Raw genomic sequence first — 17,309 nt, forward strand, 5'->3', positions numbered from 1 at the left:
CATTACCGGGCGCCCTTTTCGCATCTCCTTACCCACCCATCTTTCTTCGCTGCGGCCTCGTTGCCGCCAGCGGCTCACGGGCCGCCGTCCTACCCGTCTCCAGCAGCGCGAATCGAAGGCAAACCGCCCCCAGCGTGGTAAGCGCTCCGCTGATCTTCCTTTTCGCTGGCGAGCGCCCAGGAACCAGTTCCACCAGGATCCCCGCAACCAGGGCCACCTTCGCCGCTTGCCACAACACGCCCCCCTTCCCTTTTTTCATGGCGGTGGCCGCTTCCGGTGTCGATTGATGCACGTGTTCCATGGCAAGCATGCAAGCGGCCTCTCCCGCCTTCCCTGCCATGCCGAAACGCTGCACCCCCCCCTCCTCCTTCCGGTCGAGCGGCATCATCTCCAGAACGCCCGCGGTACTCGCAACGGCGGAAGAGATGAATAGAAGCGGCAACAGGCGCCTTCGATCCTGCCACAAAGGGTTGGCGCTGTTGCCTAGGAGGACCCCGGTGTACCCAGCAACCATGAGCCCGCCAAGCGCGGTCGCCAAGTTAGCCGGCTTGGCAGAGGGACGGTCTCCCTGCAGGAGGGCCAGGGTCGCCGCCATGCCGGTCCCGGCAAGGGACCACGAACCTACGCTCATGGGCGAAGACGGCCGAAAAACGCGCAGCATGTTCAGAAAACGGCTCATCCTGCCGAGGTCATAGGTCAAAAGGGCGGGACCAACGGTGGTTCCGAGAAAGGCGAGGACCCGGCACCAGGAGGCCAAGCGGCGTAGCGGCCTCTTTCCATGCAGCGCCGCTGCTAGAACGGCACCACCGCCCGCCACGCCCCCCATATAGAAATACGCCGGTACGGACCAGATCCAGACCGGCTCCTTGAGAAGCGCCAGCCCGTAATAGTCACCCGCCTGGGCCGGCAACGACGGCACATCGTGCCAGAGCGGCACGATACCGCCGGCATCCGGTTCCGCCTGCCTCAAGCGCTGCCCGGCCGCCTCGCCGGTCAGTACCGCGAATTCCTCCTCCATTTCCCTTCCCGTCGTTTCCTTTCGCGCATGGATCATCTCTTTTCTCCTCCCGCCCGCGATGCGGCTACCGCCGCCGCGACCATCCCGGCGAGCCCAAGAGCCATCATCCCCCATGAGCCCCCTACCCCTTTGGTCGGGACCGAGGGCGCCGGAGGAAGGTTGTAAGCCTCGGGGCGGTCCAGCAGCAGAAAGAAGGCATGCAGCCCCTCAGTTCCCGGCTGATCTTCATCATTCATCCCGTAGAGGTAGGCCTCGGTTACTCCCCGCCGGTGCAGCTCCTCCAGCCGTTTTTTCGCCTTTTCCTTCAACTCCTCCAAGGGACCGAAGGTGATGGAATCGGTCGGACAGGTCTTGGCGCAGGCGGGCTCCATCCCATCCTTTTGACGGTCGTAGCAGAGCGTGCATTTCCAGGCTCGGCCGTCGTCCTCGCGCCGGTTGATGACGCCGAACGGGCAGCAGACCACGCAGTATCCGCATCCGTTGCAGACGTCGGGCTGGACGTAGACGCTGCCGAACTCGGTGCGCACGATGGCGCCGGTCGGGCAGGCTTCGAGACACCCTGCGCGTTCGCAGTGCTTGCAGACATCGGACATGAGAAGCCAGGAAAATGGTCGCGCCGTGCTCTGCCTGGAAAGGGAAACGCCACGTTCCACAAAGGCGACGTGGCGCCAGGTGGTCGCTTCGAGATGAATGGTGTTGTCGTAGGAACGGCCGCTGAAAAAATCACCGTCGGCAGGAAGCTGGTTCCACTGCTTGCAGGCAACCTCACATGCCTTGCAGCCGATGCAGACGCTCGTATCGGTGAAGAATCCCGTAATTGTCGTGGTCATGCTTCCTCCGTGAGTTCCGTCTTGCCCGCATGCAGGCCGTGCTTGCCGGCAGGTTTCTCCCGCACTTCCGGCTGGTCGCGCTCAGGCCCTTCAACCTCGCGGTCGACCAAAGGCCCGGATGCTGCCGCTCGCCTTTTGCGCGACCTTCTCCCAGCCACGATCTGTACGGAAAAAGCCTTGGATTCCTCGATGCTCACGTTCGGGTCCGCGACGAAGGCCGTCAACTCGTTCGCCGCGTCACCCGTGGAACGGCCGATCCAGCTCCAGTGATACGGGATGCCGACGGTATGGAGCGTCCTCCCCTGCTGGACGAAAGAATGCATCCGCTCGGTAACGAGCACCCGCGCCTCGATCTCACCCCGCACGGTGCTGACCGTAGCCCATCCGCCGTTTTTCAGCCCGCGCAGCGCTGCCAGTTCCGGTGAAACCTCGACGAACATCTCCGGCTGAAGCTCGCAAAGCCATGGTACCCAACGGGTCATGCCCCCGGCGGTATGGTGCTCGGTCAGTCGATACGTGGTGGCGATGAAGGGGTAGTCGGGGTCGCCCCAGGCCTTGTGATAGGGATTTTCCTTCCGGATCCACTCCATGCGCGCCGGGTTGCACTGCTGCCCGTAGAGCGGGTTCTTGAGCACCGACTCCTCGGGCTCGTAATGCGTCGGCAGGGGTCCGTCCAGAAGACCGTTCGGGTCGTAGAGCCAGGCCTTTCCCTCGGCCTGCATGATGAAGGGGTCGATGCCGGAGAGGGTGTCTATCCCCTTCGCGTCCGGTCCGGGGCGGTAATCGGGGGAGCGGCCTACGATGAAATCCGGGTTATCGACGCCGGTCCACTTCTTCTCTCCCGCGTCCCACCAGACGTACTTCTTGCGCTCCGACCAAGGCCGTCCCTGCGGGTCCGCCGAGGCACGGTTGTAGAGAAGGCGACGGTTCGCGGGCCAGGCCCAGCCCCATTCCGGCGCCACCCAGCTCTGCTCGCTAGCAGGTTTGCGCTGCGCCGCCTGGTTCGTCCCGTCCTTGTAGCACCCGCAGTAGATCCAGCAGCCACAGACGGTGCTGCCGTCGTTCTTGAGTTCTTTGTAGCCGGAGAGACTCTTCTTGTCGCCGAGCGTGTAACCGCCGATTTCGGCAAGCACCTCTTCGGCGTCCGGCTCCTCTATCGCACCGATGCTGCGGTAATCCCAGGTGAGGTCCCGGATCGCACGGTCTTTCGGCGCGCTGGACGCGCGATACAGCTCTTTGAGGCGCCTCCCCAGATGCCAGGCGAAATGAAGCTCGGAGCGGCAGTCGCCCGGAGGCTCCACCGCTTTGTGGTGCCACTGCAACAGACGCTGGGTATTCGTGAAGCTGCCGTCCTTTTCGGTGTGGGCTGCGCAGGGGAAAAAGAAGACTTCGGTCCCGATATCCTCGGTGCGTACCTGGCCTGATACGACCTCCGGCGCGTTGTGCCAGAACTCGGCCGTCTCCGTCGGTGCGAAGTCACGCACCACGAGCCACTTGAGGTTGCGAAGCCCCTTGCGCTGCAGTGCGCAGTTCATCGAGCCTACGGCCGGGTTTTCCCCCATGACGAAATACCCCTGGATGAGCGCGTCTGCCATCGCGGCTACCGTCACCATGTGCGAGTGGTCACCGGTTATGTGCGGCAGATAGTCGTAGCACCAGTCGTTCTGCAGGGTAGCGGCAGGCCCGTACCATGCCTTGAGAAGGGAAACCATGTATTTCGGGAACTCGCTCCACCAGCCGGAGGCGGACTCGTTGTACTCGATGTACTTCTGGAGGTCGGTGTCGTAGGAAGCCTTCGGCATGGGAAGGTACCCAGGGAGCATGTTGTAGAGGGTCGGGATATCCGTTGAGCCCTGGATCGACGCGTGTCCTCGCAAGGCCATTATGCCGCCGCCTGGCCTGCCGATATTGCCCAAAAGAAGCTGTACGATGGCCGCAGTACGGATGTACTGCACCCCTACCGAGTGCTGCGTCCACCCGACCGCGTAGCAGAACGCACCGGTGCGCTCAGGGCCGGAATTCTCGCAGAGGGCGCGAGCCACCTTCTCGAAGAGCTCACGCGGCACGCCGCACGCCTCCTCGACCATCTCCGGCGTGTAACGCGAGTAATGCCTCTTTATGATCTGGAAAACGCAGAGCGGGTCGGTAAGCGTGTAGTCGTGTTGTTCGGCGCTCACGATGGCGCCGCGTTCCGCCCTCGGCTCGCCGGAAAACATCTCACGGTGCCCCGCAGCCGGGGTTACATCCAAACCACGGTATTGCCAGGAGGAGGGGTCGTACTGCCCTTTTTCGTGGTCCCAGCCGCTGAACAGGCCGTCCAGGTCTTCCGTGTCTTTGTAGTCCTCGGAGACGAGAGCTGCCGCGTTCGTGTAGTTGACCACGTACTCCTTGAACCAGAGGTCGTTGCTGATGATGTAGTTGACGAGGGCGCCGAGAAAGGCGATGTCGCTGCCGGGCCGAATCGGTACGTGGATGTCGGCAACGGCGCTGGTGCGGGTGAACCGGGGATCGACGTGGATGATGGTGGCCCCGCGACGTTTGGCCTCCATGACCCAGCGGAACCCGACAGGGTGGCACTCGGCCATGTTGGAGCCCTGGATTACGATGCAGTCAGAGTTCTGCAGGTCCTGCTGGAAGGTCGTGGCCCCTCCCCTGCCGAACGATATCCCCAGACCGGGGACGGTGGAGGAATGTCATATACGGGCCTGGTTCTCGACTTGAACGATCCCGAGCGCGGTGAAGAGCTTCTTTAACAGGTAGTTCTCTTCATTGTCGAGGGTCGCGCCGCCAAGGTGCGCAATACCGAGCGTGCGCCTGAGCGGATGACCCTTTTCGTGCTGCTCTTCCCATGTCTCGTCCCGCGCCTTTTTCACCCGTTCGGCGACCATGTCCATGGCCTTATCAAGAGGGATCTTTTCCCATTTCCGACCGTAAGGTCGGCGGTAAAGGACGCTCATAGTGCGGTGCGTCCCGGTGACCAACTGCATGGTCGCAGAACCTTTCGGACATAGGCATCCCTGGGAAATGGGCGAGTCGTAGTCTCCCTCTATGTCCATGATCCTGCCGTCTTTGACATAAACCTTTTGGCCGCACCCGACACCGCAGAAGGGGCAGACGGAACCCACGACCTTGTCAGCGTCTGCGATGCGGGCTCTGAGGTTTCGAGTCCTCTCCGACATGGCGCTTTCCCCCAAACCAGTCGGATCTCCTTCAGCGAGTTGTCTCAGTGCCGGCCATTTCAGCGCCCATCCGTTTTTTGCCATCGCCAGGCTCCTTGGCTACCGTCGTAAAAAACATTAGACGGATTTAACATCTATGCCGGCGATGTCAATGAACATAAAAAAACACCTGAAGGCAATGAAGCCGACAGGTGTTTTGATTACGTCTTTTGAGTAGAGCTAACTACTTGAAAGTGGCAAGGATGTACTTGGCGATGGCGTTGGCCTCGGCATCAGGCACCGCCTTGGCGTCGAACTTGGTCATGCCCGGACCGGGGTTGCGCATCTTCGCAACGATGTCCTTCTCGGATTTGACCCCGTTTTCGGCAAGGGACTTCTTGCTGAGCGTCTTTTTCGGGTTGATGATGTTGCCACCTTTGGGGTGACAGGCGGCACAGTGCTGATCGAATTTGGCCTTCGCGTCCACCTTCGCTGCAGCAAATGCGGGAGCGGCCATCACGGACAGAGACAACGCGGCGACAATAGCAACGACAACTTTCTTCATATGATTCCTCCTTGGATGTTTTCCTGCGCCCCACACAGTTCACAGCGGTCAAGGCTGTGACTGTAGGGCGGCAAAAGCGGAATCAATGCTAGTCTAGATTTTCCTGTTGTCAATCACCCTGGAGGCTTTGCCTTCAGCCCTCGGGATGCTGTTCGGCTCGACCAGTTTCACCACGGCGCCGACGCCGAGTACCGAGTCGATCTTCTTCTCGACCTTGTCGAGGAACGCCTTCTGCATCTTCATCTCATCGAAGAAGATGTTCTCGGTCACCTCGATGCGGATCTCCAGGGTGTCGAGCGCCCCCTTCCTGTCGACGACCAGCTGGTAGTGCGGCTGGCACCCTTCGATGGCGAACAGTACGTCCTCGATCTGCGAGGGATACACGTTCACCCCCTTGATGATGAGCATGTCGTCGGAGCGCCCCATGGTCTTTTTCATGCGCACGAAGGTCCTGCCGCAGTCGCACTTCTCGTAGTCGAGCGAGGTGATGTCGCGGGTCCGGTAGCGGACCATCGGGAACGCCTCCTTGGTGAGCGAGGTGAGCACGAGTTCGCCGACACTCCCCGGGGGGAGCACCGCGCCGGTATCGGGATCGATGATCTCGGCGATGAAGTGGTCCTCCGAGATGTGCATGCCGCGCTTGCAGAGGCACTCGCCGGCGACACCTGGGCCGATGACCTCGGAGAGTCCGTAGTTGTCGGTCGCGGTGATGCCGAGACGCTCCTCGATCTCGCGGCGCATGGACTCGGACCAGGGCTCACCGCCGAAGAGGCCGACCTTGAGGGTGAGGCTTTTCGGGTCAACCCCCATCTTCTCCATGCGCTCGGCGATGGTCACCGCGTAGCTCGGCGTGGAGACGAGCGCGGTGGTGCGGTAGTCCTGCATGATCATGATCTGCTTCTCGGTGTTGCCGGCACCCATCGGGATGACCGAGGCGCCGATCATCTCGGAGCCGTAGTGCAGGCCGAAGGCACCGGTGAAGAGCCCGTAGCCGAAGGCGATCTGGACCACATCGTCGCTGTTGACGCCGGCCGCGGTCATGAAACGCGAGACCAGACCGGACCACACCTTGAGGTCGTGTTTCGTGTACCCCACGACGGTCGGCTTGCCGGTCGTGCCGCTCGAGGAATGGATGCGCACGACCTCGCGCAAAGGCACCGCGAACATGCCGTACGGGTAGTTCAGGCGCAGGTCCTCTTTGGTGGTGAAAGGGAGTTTCGAAAGGTCGGCGAGGGAGCGTACATCCTCGGGGACGATCCCCATCTCTTTGAACCTGTTGCGGTAGCAGGTGACGTTCTTGTAGACGCGGTTCAGAGTAGCCTGGAGTCTTTCCAGTTGAAGCTGCTCGATTTCTTCCCGCGGCATGCACTCGTAATCGGGATCCCAAATCTGCATGTAAAACCTCTCTTCAATTACAGTATCAACGCTCCCAAATTTCCTTCTTATCACGGCCAAGGTAGGCGCGTTGGACATCCTTGTTTTCTAGTAACTCGGATGCCTTTCCTTCAAGAATAACTTTACCTGTCTCCAGGACGTAACCGCGGTCGGCGACCTTCAGGGCGGCACGCGCGTTCTGCTCGACGAGCAGGATGGTGGTTCCCTCCTCGGCTCTCAGACGTTCGATGACCTTGAAGATGTCCTGCACGACCAGGGGTGCGAGCCCCATGGACGGCTCGTCCAGCAGAAGAAGCCTCGGGCGCGCCATCAGTGCCCGGCCTATGGCGAGCATTTGCTGTTCGCCGCCGGAAAGGGTCCCGGCCGCCTGGCGCCTGCGTTCCTTGAGCCTCGGGAACATCAGGAACATCTTCTCCAGGTCCGCGGCGATCTCCCCCTTCTCTCTCCTCGTACGAAAACGAAGATAAGCGCCGAGCTCGAGGTTCTCCTCGACGGTGAGCGGGTTGAAAACCTGGCGCCCCTCAGGCACCTGTGAAAGCCCGAGCGAAACGATGCGGTCCGCGGTATGCCCCACGACATCCCTTCCCTCCAGCATGATCTCGCCGCTCGCGGTCGGGATGATGCCGGAAAGGGTGTTGAGGAGCGTCGTCTTCCCAGCGCCGTTGGCGCCGATGAGCGTTACGATCTCGCCCGGCTTCAGGTGCAGCGACACGTTCTTCAGGGCGTGCACCTTGCCGTAGTAGGCGTTTATGTTCTTGATCTTTAGCATCTCTGTCCTCGCCTACTCTTCCCCGAGGTAAGCCGTGATGACTGCAGGGTTATCCTGAATCTCGCGCGGCGTCCCTTGCGCCAGCATGGTCCCCAAGTTCAGCACAACGAGATGGTCGCAGATGTCCATGACGAGATCCATGTCGTGCTCGACCAGGGCCACGGTGACGCCCAGGTCGCGGATACGCTTGATCAAATCGCCCAGGTCCGCGGTCTCGCCGCTGTTGAGTCCGGCAGCAGGCTCGTCCATGAGCAAGAGCTTCGGCTCAAGCGCCATGGCGCGTGCGATCTCCAGCAAACGACCCTTGCCGAACGAGAGCGTTCCCGCCTGCACATCGGCCAGTTCCGGGATGCCGACGAACTCGAGCAACTCAAGAGCCCGCTCGCGGATGCGGCGTTCTTCCTTCATCTGCCAGGGCATCCTGAAGGAACAGGCGAAGAGCCCGGAGCCGCTTTGCGTATGCAGCCCGACCATCACGTTCTCGAGGACGGTCATCTTCCCGAAGAGTTCGATGTTCTGGAAAGTCCGCACGAGACCAAGGCGCGCACGTCCTTCCGGCGGGAGTTTGGAGATGTCCTTCCCATCGAAAACCACCGCACCGCACGAAGGGGGATAAATCCCGGTGGCAACGTTGAAAAGAGTTGTCTTGCCGGCGCCGTTGGGACCGATGATGCCGGTGATGGCCCCCTTTCCTACCTCGAAACTGATACCGTCGAGAGCGGTGAGCCCGCCGAACCTCTTGCCTATGCCGCTAAGGCTAAGCATTACCCACCTCCGAGCCTTTCTTCGTCGGCATGATGAGCCTGAAAAGCGCAGGGATTCCTTCGACCAGCCCGCCCGGCATGTAGATGGTCATGGTCACGAGCAGCAGACCGTACACGATGATGTCGTAGTCCTGGAAGGTGCGCAGCATCTCCGGGAGCAGGGTGAGCAGAAGCGCCCCGAGGATGGAGCCGTAGACGCTTCCCAGGCCGCCGATGACCACCATGGTGAGGATCTCGACGGAAAAGCTGAACCCAAAGGACGTCGGCGAGATGAAGGTCATGACATGGCAGTAAAGGCTCCCCATGATGGCGGACATGACCGCGGAGAGCGTGAAGACCTGTACCTTCATGAGCCTTGCGTTCACCCCCATGACGCGCGCCGCCACCTCGGAGTCGTGAATCGCCCTGAGCGCCCTGCCGAAGCGCGAATTGACGAGGTTCAGGGATAGAAGGATCATGCCGAGCGCGAAGCACCATACGAGGTAGTAGTTCTTGAGGTCCGAGTCGAAGGTGAGCGTGCCGATGGCGAGGTTCGGGATGCCGGAAAGCCCGGAGGGGCCGCCGGTTAGGTCGACGGTCTCGTTGAAGGCGATGTTTGCGATGACGCCGACGCCGAGCGTGGCCATGGCGAGGTAGTGCCCTTTCAGACGCAGTACCGGGAAACCGAGGGCGAAGGCGAAAAGAGCGACGCACAGGGCGACCACGACCATCGCCACCCATGGATTGAAGCCGAACTGTGTGGTGAGCACCCCCGAGCCGTAGGCCCCAAGACCGAAGAAGGCTGCCTGCCCGAGCGAGATCTGCCCGGCGTAACCGAGCAGGAGGTTTAGCCCGAGCGCCAGCACACCGTTGATCCCGACGAAGATGAGGACGTTGGTGAGGTATCCGCCCGACAACGGCAGCGGTAGAAGCAGCACCACAAGGGCGAAAGCGAGGAATTTAATTCTGTCGGATCTCAAAGTAAAACCTTGTCATTCAGCGTCGTTGTAAAGCGGGAATCGCTCCCGAAGAGAGCGTTACACCCGCTCGGTTTCGCCCTTCTTGAAAAGCCCCTGCGGACGGATGAAGAGGATCAGGAGCAGGATAAAAAACGCGATGGCGTCTTTGTAGCCCGAAGAAATGAGCCCTGCACCGAGGGACTCCAGGGTGCCGAGGATGAGCCCACCCAAAACCGTCCCGAGACCGCTCCCCATACCTCCCATGATCGCGGCGCAAAACCCCTTGAGGCCGAGCATCACCCCCACGTCGTAAGCGGTCATGGTGAGGGGCGCGATGATTACGCCCGCCAGAGAGCCGACCGCAGCGCTGATCACGAAGGAAAAGAGCACCATGCGCCCGACACTGATGCCGACGAGGTTCGCGGCGCGGCGGTTGAAGGAACAGGCGCGCATCGCCTTGCCGCTGATGGTGTGGTTGAAGAAAAGGCGGCAGCCCACAATGACCATCACGGTGACGCCGAAGATCCAAAGATGCTGCGGCAAAAGCGTCGCTCCGGCGACAGTGATGGGGTCGGTCCCGGAAAAGGCCGGTAGCGCCTGGGTGTCTTTTCCCCAAAGGAGCATGACCACACCGCGGATGAGGATGCTCATGCCGATGGTTATGATGATGAGAGCAAGCGGCGTCGCGTTCTTGAGCGGCCGGATCGCCAGCCGCTCGAAGAGAATGCCTATTACGGTGGTCACCGCGACGGCGGCCACGATGGCCGCCGCAAGCGGCAATTGCAGCACGTTCAGCGAAAAGATGGTCAGCACCCCGCCCAGCATGACGAACTCACCCTGGGCGAAGTTGATGATCCCTGTCGAGTTGAAGATGATGGCGAAGCTGAGTCCGATCAGGGCATAGATGGAACCGGTGGCGAGCCCCGATATGACGAACTGCGTTACCTGGTTTAGAAGCTCCATGGATCCTCTTTACTTGACCAAAACCCAGTCTTTCTTCCGGACCTCTACCAGGGTGAAGGCATCCTTGGTAAGCCCTGCGTGATCCTTGGCCGAGTAGCTGAACACGCCGCCGATGCCGGCGAAGTTGCGGGTCGCTTCCAGCGCGTTGCGGATGCCGGCGGGGGTGTCGCCCCCCCTCTCGATGGCGCCCTTCAGAAGCATCATGGCGTCCCACGCGTGCCCGCCGAAGTGGTCGCCTTCGGCCCTGTAGTGGTTCTGGTAGTCCTTGATGAAGGCGAGGAGAGATCCCTTCTGCTTGTCGCTCTTAGGCAGGAGGTCTGCGACGAGGACTTTCCCGGAAGGAAGCCTGATACCCTCAGCCGCGTCGCCGGCAAGCTCGATGAACTTCTTGGAGGATACGCCGTGGCTCATGTAGAGCGGGATGGCAAGCCCGAGCTGCTTCGCGTTCCTGGCGATGACCGCGGGACCGGGATTGGTGCCCCAGCAGATGATGGCGTCGGGCTTGGCCGACTTGATCTTGGTGAGCTGCGGCGTCATGTCGGTATCTTTCGGACCGTAGGTGTCATCGGAGACGATCTGGATGCCGAAATGCTTGGCCTGCGCCTTAAGCTGCTCGCGCCCGGAGGAGCCGAAGGAGTCGGAGACGGTAAGGATGGCGACCTTGCTCTTTTTCTCCTTCTTCAGCTGCTCATAGATGCGCGCGACGGCGAGGGTGTCGTTCTGGGCGGTCTTGAAGACCCATTTCTTCACCGGTTCGGTGATCTTGATGCCTGCCGAGCAGGAGATGAGCGGCACCTGCGCCTTTTCGACGACCGGGATGACCGCCATCGTGTCGCCGGTGGTGCTCGGGCCGATGATGGCGACAACCTGGTCGTTCTTCACCAGCTTGTTGGCTAGCTGAACCGCCTTGGTGGCGTCCCCGCCCGTGTCGTAGGTGATCAATTCGAGCTTGCGCCCCTTCACACCGCCTGCCTTGTTGATCTCGTCGACCACCATCTGGGCGGTATTGCGCTCGGGTTCACCGAGAAACGACGCCGGGCCGGTCACGGCGAAGAGCGCACCGATCTTGATCGGAGGAGCCGCCAGGGCGGCGGTGGACATACAAAACAACGCAAGCGAAGCGAAAGCAGTCGAGACCAGTTTTTTCACGGATCATACCTCCCCTTAGGTGCGGCAAAGCCGCGATCTTATTTCACGATTACCCAGTCACCCTTGACGATACGCACCATCTCGAAAGCACCGAGGTCGAGCCCGTTGTGGTCGGCCGGCGTCATCTTGAAGATGCCGGACACCCCGACCAGGCGACCGTTTTTCTCGATGCCGTCGCGGATCTGCGCCGGGGTGGTTGCGCCCTTCTTCACAGCGGCCAGGATAAGCTGGAACCCGTCATAGGCATATCCGCCGAAAGTGGAAGCCTCGACGCCGTAGCTTTTCTTAAACGAGGTGTTGTAGTCCTTGAGCAGTTTCGCCTGCGGATCGCTGCTTTTCAGCAGATCGAAGACGGCAAGCTTGCCTGCCGGGAGCATGATCCCTTCGGATGCCTGCGGAGTCGCCAGTTCGATGTACTTCTTCGAAGCAACGCCGTGGCTCTGGTAGACCTGGGTTTTGATGCCGAGTTGCTGGATGTTCCTGGTGATGATGGCGGGGCCGGGGTTCGTTCCCCAGCAGATGATGGCGTCCGGCTTGGCCGCCTTGATCTTGGTGAGCTGCGGCGTCATGTCGGTGTCCTTAGGCGAGTACACCTCGTCGGCCACGATCTTGAAGCCGCGCTTGGCCGCCATCTGCTTCAGCTGCTCGCGTCCGGAAGAGCCGAAGGAATCGGAAACGGTGATGAGCGCGATGTTTTTCTGTTTCAGTTTTTCAGCCTGGATGAGGATCTTTTCCGCAGCGACGTGGTCGTTAGCCGGGGTCTTGAAGACCCATTTCTTCACCGGTTCGGTGATCTTGATCCCGGCGGCACAGGAGATGAGCGGTACCTGCTCCTTCTCCGCGATGGGGATGACCGCCATGGACTCGCCTGTGGTGCTGGGACCGACGATGGCGACGACCTTGTCGTTCTTGATCAGTTTGTTGGCGAGTTGCACCGCCTTGGTGGCATCGCCGCCGGTATCGTAGACGACAACCTCGACCTTGGAGCCGTTGATGCCGCCTTTGGCGTTGAGTTCGTTTGCAAGGAGTTCAAGGGTCTTCTTTTCTGGTTCACCGAGGAAGGAGGCTGGGCCGGTGACGGCGAAGAGTCCGCCGATCTTGATGGTGCCCGCGGCAAATACCGCAGTGGCGGTGGTCAGAAGCAGCATGGTGATACTGATTACAGCAAGCATCTTTCTCATCTGTTGCCCCCCCCTTCTTAGTTAACCGCATTGAATATCAACAGGTTGTACGAGATCAGTTAAAGAAACACTTAATGACGCAGGGCAATCCACCCAGCCGTCATGAGACGCCGCATTTCACACGGCCAGGAGTCCATGCTCCTCCCCAGCCCGCCCCCTCCATGGGAGGGCGTACAGAGACTACATGCTGTAAAGCCTATTCCCCGGCAGCACGTTGAAGTTCTTGGAGGTCAACGTGGTGATCGCCTTTTGCGTCTCGTCGAACCGGAAGATCATCACCGCGTTTTCGCCGCAGCGCTCAACGAACGCGTACATGTACTCGACGTTGATCCCGTCGGCGTCAAGCACCTGGAGGATGTCGGCGAGTCCGCCGGGACGGTCCGGGATCTCGACGGCAACGACCTCGGTCTTGCTGACGGTGAAGCCGCGCTCCTTGAGCACGGTCCTCGCCTTCTCCGTATCGTTCACGATGAGGCGCAGGATCCCGAAGTCGGAGGTGTCCGCCAAGGAAAGGGTGCGGATGTTAACCCCGGCATCGCCGAGGATGCGGGTCACTTCCGCCAGACGTCCGAACTTGTTTTCGATGAATATGGAGATCTGTTCTACGTGCATGACTTTTCCCCCTTAGGCCTTGTTCCTGTTGTCGATGACGCGCTTTGCCTTTCCTTCGCTGCGGGTGATGCTCTTCGGTTCCACGAGCCTTACGCGGCAGGTGACGCCGAGCATCTCCTTGATCTGTTTCTCGATCTTCGCCGAGAGCGCCTGCAGATGCTTGATCTCGTCAGAGAAGAGGTTCTCGCCCACTTCAACCTGCACCTCGAGGGTATCCAGGTTGTCCTTTCTTTCAACGATAAGGACGTAGTGCGGCTCGACCCCTTCGACACCCATGAGGATAGCCTCGATCTGCGACGGGAACACGTTGACGCCGCGGATGATGAGCATGTCGTCGCTTCTGCCGCTCATGCGCGCGATGCGGGCATGGGTCCTGCCGCAGACGCACGGCTCGTAGGTGATGGAGGTGATGTCGCGCGTGCGGTAGCGGATGAGCGGGATCCCCTCCTTGGTGATGGTGGTGATGACCAGCTCGCCCATCTGTCCCTCGGGAAGCACCTCGCAGGTCTCCGGGTTGATGATCTCGGGGATGAAATGGTCCTCCCAGATGTGAAGACCCTTCTTCGCCTGGCAGCACTCGATGGCCACGCCCGGTCCCATGATCTCGGAGAGGCCGTAGATGTCGACGGCGGAGAGGTTCAGTTTCTCCTCGATGTCGCGGCGCATCTCCTCGGACCAGGGCTCGGCGCCGAAGATGCCGACCCTCAGTTTCAGGTCGCGGAAGTCGATCCCCTCTTCTTTTGCGGCCTCGGCCATGAAGAGCGAGTAGGAAGGGGTGCAGGTGAGGACGGTGGAACCGAAGTCCTGCATGATCATGATCTGCTTCTTCGTGTTGCCGCCGGACATCGGGATAACCGAGGCGCCCAGCCGCTCGGCGCCGTAGTGCGCGCCCAGGCCGCCGGTGAAGAGGCCGTAACCGTAGGAGTTGTGGATGATGTCGCCCTTGTGCACCCCTGCCGCCATGAAGGAGCGCGCCATGAGTTCGCTCCAGGTCTCGATGTCCTTCTTCGTGTAGCCGACGACGGTCGGTTTTCCCGTGGTGCCGGAGGAAGCGTGGATGCGGACGATGTCCTCCATGGGTACCGCGAACAGGTTGTACGGGTAGGAGTCCCGCATGTCCTGCTTGTAGGTGAAGGGGAGCCGCTGCAGATCCTTGAGCGACTGGATCGAATCCGCGGTGACGCCCGCTTTGGCGAGCGCCTCCTTGTAGAAGGGAACCGACTTCTCGACGCGCGCCACCATCGCCTTCAGCCTTTTGAGCTGCAGTGCCTCGAGCGCCTCCCTGGGCAGCGTTTCAAACTCCTCGTTGAAGAACATGACTGACTCCTTGGACTGAAAACCAAACAATGAATCTTTAACGCAAAGACGCAAAGCCGCGGAGGCGCAAAGAAAACCAACAAAAAAGCATTAAGGCTTCAGGTTTATACCAGTCTTACCTTCGCGTCTTTGCGCCTTGGCGTCTTTGCGTTGAGGCCTTTGACTTTTGACCTACTTAAGCCCGCGCCCCATCTGGAACGCCTTGAGGTTCACCTCAAGCGCCTTTTTCGGCACCATCTTCTCGATCGCCTCGACCCAGTACTTCTCCTCGATGTCGAGACGCTTCGATACGGCGCCAAGCAGCACGGTGTTCGCGGCACGCGCGTTGCCCGCCTGGATGGCGAGGTTCTGACCGTCGACGAGCAGGCAGTCCGGGAAAAGGTCCTGGATCTTGAGCGCCATGTCGGCCGGGTACTGCTCCTGGCCGATGAGCACGGAGGGAGGCGCGATGCAGAGATCGTTCACCACCACGGTGCCGCCCGGCTTCAAAAGGGAAAGGTGACGGTAGCTCTCCATCAGCTCGAAGCCGAAGAGGATGTCGCCGTCCCCTTCCGGCACCATCGGGGAGAAGACCTCCTTGCCGTAGCGCACATGCGACACGACGGAGCCGCCGCGCTGGGACATGCCGTGGATCTCGCTCTTCTTGACGTCGAAGCCAGCGAGCATGAAGGTCTCGGAAAGGATCTCGGCGGCGAGCAGAATGCCCTGGCCACCAACGCCCACCAGGACGATATTGGTTACCTTGTCGCTCATTTTGCCTCCTTGATCGCAGAGAACTTGCACAGCTGGCTGCAGACGTCGCATCCGTTGCACAGAAGCGGATCGATGTGCGCCTTACCCTTCTTACCGCTGGACGGGATCCACTCGATAGCGGGACAGCCGATCTTCAAGCAGGCGCGGCAGCCGGCGCAGGCGTCGTCAACGACCTGCAGCGGCGCACCCGGCTTGAACACCCCTTCCCTCTTGATGAGGACGCAGGGCTTGTCGGTGATGATCACCGAGGTCTCCGGGCGCTCCATCTCTTCGGCGATGGCGGTACGGCACTCGTCAAGGTCGAGCGGGTTGATGGTGCGCACGTTCTTCACGCCAATCGCCTTGCAGAGCAGTTCGAAGTTCACTTCATTGGTGGGGTCGTTCATCAGGGTATGGCCGGAGCCGGGGTTTTCCTGGCGTCCTGTCATGGCGGTGATCCTGTTGTCCAGGATGATGACCGTCGCCGCCCCCTTGTTGTACACCATGTCCATGAGGCCGTTGATGCCGGTGTGGAGGAATGTGGAGTCGCCGATGACGGCCACCACCTTTTTCCTCTCCTCGGGAGGGAGCACCTTGGCAGCGCCCGTCGCCATGCCGATGGAGGCGCCCATGCATACGCAGGTATCCATCGCGGAGAGAGGCGGCATGAAGCCCAAGGTATAGCAGCCGATATCGCCGGAGACGTAGGCATTCAGTTGCTTAAGGGTGTAGAAGACGCCGCGGTGCGGGCAGCCCGGACACATGTTGGGGGGACGCCCGGGGAGTTTTTCGACGGTAGAGGACGCGTTCTCGGGGAGACCGAAGGCCTTCCTCACCCTTCCCGGGGTAAGCTCGCCGCAGATCGGGATGATTTCCTTGCCGATGACCGGTATGCCGATCGCCTTAACTTGATCCTCGATGAACGGGTCCAGTTCCTCGACCACGTAAAGCTTGTCGACTTTCGAGGCGAACTCGCGGATCAGGTCGAAAGGAAGCGGGTGCACCATGCCGAGCTTCAGTACGGAAGCCTCGGGAAGCGCCTCGCGCACGTGCTGGTAGCTGATCCCGGCGGTGATCACCCCCATCTTCGTGCCGCGCATCTCGACGCGGTTGATGGGGAGAGAGACGCCGTCCTTGGAAAGCTGGAGGGTGCGATCCTCGACCACGTAGTGACGGCCGCGCGCGTTCCCGGGGAGCATAACGAACTTGGCCGGGTTCCTTTCGAGCTTCGGTTCCTTGACGGCGCCGATGCGCTCGCCAAAAGTCACCACTGACTTACTGTGCGAGATGCGGGTGGTGGTTCTCAGCATCACCGGGGTGTCGTACTTCTCCGAGATCTCGTAGGCGAGCCTGGTGAAGTCGAGGCACTCCTGGGAATCGGAAGGCTCCAGCATCGGGATTTTAACGAACTTGGCGTAGTTACGGCTGTCCTGCTCGTCCTGGGAGGAATGCAGTTCGGGGTCGTCGGCGCAGACAAGCACCAGGCCGCCATTCACGCCGGTGTAGGAGAGCGTGAAAAGGGGGTCAGCCGCAACGTTGACGCCTACGTGCTTCATGGTGACCAGAGATCTGGCCCCAACGAAAGAAGCGCCGATGCCGACCTCGAGAGCGACCTTCTCGTTGGTGGCCCAAGAAGAATCGATCTCCTTGTAGCGGACGGTGTTTTCAAGTATCTCGGTGGAAGGGGTGCCCGGATAAGCGCAGGCGACTTTCACCCCTGCCTCATAGGCACCTCTGGCAATGGCTTCGTTGCCGGAAAGTATTTCCTTCATAGATAGACGGTCCTCTTTATTAATGTGAGAGTCGGCGAAATATACTAGAGTATTGGCCGCGCTGTCAACTGCTTTATAGGAACGAGTTAATCGCTAAAATAAGTATTTATGCAGATTTAGGTGCCAACAGAGTCGTTCTTTGAACC

At 60.6% G+C, this 17,309-nt stretch carries 15 protein-coding genes; all 15 read right to left on the bottom strand.

The annotated features are described in order from the left end of the window. Window positions 1-28 precede the first annotated feature (28 nt). Window positions 29-1,054 carry an NrfD/PsrC family molybdoenzyme membrane anchor subunit gene (gene nrfD, locus E8L22_RS11660; RefSeq protein WP_162604820.1) on the bottom strand — a complete coding sequence of 342 codons (1,026 nt, stop codon included), beginning with the start codon at window positions 1,052-1,054 and terminating at the stop codon, window positions 29-31. Further along, entirely contained in the window at window positions 1,051-1,848 is a 798-nt protein-coding gene (locus E8L22_RS11665) for a 4Fe-4S dicluster domain-containing protein (protein ID WP_136525347.1), read from the bottom strand. Before E8L22_RS11665 ends, nrfD begins: the two co-directional genes overlap by 4 nt. After that, window positions 1,845-5,111: a formate dehydrogenase gene (fdh, locus tag E8L22_RS11670; protein WP_136525348.1), complete on the bottom strand. Its 3,267-nt coding sequence runs from the start codon at window positions 5,109-5,111 to the stop codon at window positions 1,845-1,847. The genes E8L22_RS11665 and fdh overlap by 4 nt, the downstream gene beginning before the upstream one ends. Window positions 5,112-5,250: 139 nt before the next feature. Next, window positions 5,251-5,571 (bottom strand): c-type cytochrome, encoded by a 321-nt coding sequence (locus tag E8L22_RS11675; protein WP_136525349.1) that lies wholly within the window; start codon window positions 5,569-5,571, stop codon window positions 5,251-5,253. A 93-nt stretch (window positions 5,572-5,664) separates the two neighbouring features. Next, window positions 5,665-6,966 carry a phenylacetate--CoA ligase family protein gene (locus E8L22_RS11680; RefSeq protein WP_136525350.1) on the bottom strand — a complete coding sequence of 434 codons (1,302 nt, stop codon included), beginning with the start codon at window positions 6,964-6,966 and terminating at the stop codon, window positions 5,665-5,667. A gap of 25 nt (window positions 6,967-6,991) precedes the next feature. Next, on the bottom strand, window positions 6,992-7,735 hold the full coding sequence (locus E8L22_RS11685; protein ID WP_136525351.1) for an ABC transporter ATP-binding protein: 744 nt from the start codon (window positions 7,733-7,735) through the stop codon (window positions 6,992-6,994). Window positions 7,736-7,747: 12 nt separating this feature from the next. After that, window positions 7,748-8,500, bottom strand: coding sequence for an ABC transporter ATP-binding protein (locus E8L22_RS11690; RefSeq protein ID WP_136525352.1), 753 nt, complete (start codon window positions 8,498-8,500; stop codon window positions 7,748-7,750). Next, window positions 8,493-9,458 carry a branched-chain amino acid ABC transporter permease gene (locus tag E8L22_RS11695; RefSeq protein WP_136525353.1) on the bottom strand — a complete coding sequence of 322 codons (966 nt, stop codon included), beginning with the start codon at window positions 9,456-9,458 and terminating at the stop codon, window positions 8,493-8,495. Before E8L22_RS11695 ends, E8L22_RS11690 begins: the two co-directional genes overlap by 8 nt. 57 nt (window positions 9,459-9,515) lie before the next feature. Beyond that, entirely contained in the window at window positions 9,516-10,400 is an 885-nt protein-coding gene (locus E8L22_RS11700; protein WP_136525354.1) for a branched-chain amino acid ABC transporter permease, read from the bottom strand. Between the two features lie 9 nt (window positions 10,401-10,409). Further along, window positions 10,410-11,549 (bottom strand): ABC transporter substrate-binding protein, encoded by a 1,140-nt coding sequence (locus E8L22_RS11705; protein WP_198420149.1) that lies wholly within the window; start codon window positions 11,547-11,549, stop codon window positions 10,410-10,412. Between the two features lie 38 nt (window positions 11,550-11,587). Continuing rightward, entirely contained in the window at window positions 11,588-12,730 is a 1,143-nt protein-coding gene (locus E8L22_RS11710; protein ID WP_136525355.1) for an ABC transporter substrate-binding protein, read from the bottom strand. A gap of 180 nt (window positions 12,731-12,910) precedes the next feature. After that, the gene (locus E8L22_RS11715; protein WP_135869933.1) at window positions 12,911-13,342 is read right to left on the bottom strand and encodes an ACT domain-containing protein; all 432 of its coding nucleotides are present in this window, start codon (window positions 13,340-13,342) and stop codon (window positions 12,911-12,913) included. A 12-nt stretch (window positions 13,343-13,354) separates the two neighbouring features. Then, window positions 13,355-14,659, bottom strand: coding sequence for a phenylacetate--CoA ligase family protein (locus E8L22_RS11720; protein WP_136525356.1), 1,305 nt, complete (start codon window positions 14,657-14,659; stop codon window positions 13,355-13,357). Window positions 14,660-14,830: 171 nt separating this feature from the next. After that, window positions 14,831-15,412: an indolepyruvate oxidoreductase subunit beta gene (locus tag E8L22_RS11725; RefSeq protein ID WP_136525357.1), complete on the bottom strand. Its 582-nt coding sequence runs from the start codon at window positions 15,410-15,412 to the stop codon at window positions 14,831-14,833. Beyond that, window positions 15,409-17,163 carry an indolepyruvate ferredoxin oxidoreductase subunit alpha gene (iorA, locus tag E8L22_RS11730; protein ID WP_136525358.1) on the bottom strand — a complete coding sequence of 585 codons (1,755 nt, stop codon included), beginning with the start codon at window positions 17,161-17,163 and terminating at the stop codon, window positions 15,409-15,411. Before iorA ends, E8L22_RS11725 begins: the two co-directional genes overlap by 4 nt. Window positions 17,164-17,309: the final 146 nt, after the last annotated feature.

Origin of the sequence: Geomonas ferrireducens (assembly GCF_004917065.1) — a bacterium.
GTDB classification, from domain to species: Bacteria; Desulfobacterota; Desulfuromonadia; order Geobacterales; family Geobacteraceae; genus Geomonas; species Geomonas ferrireducens.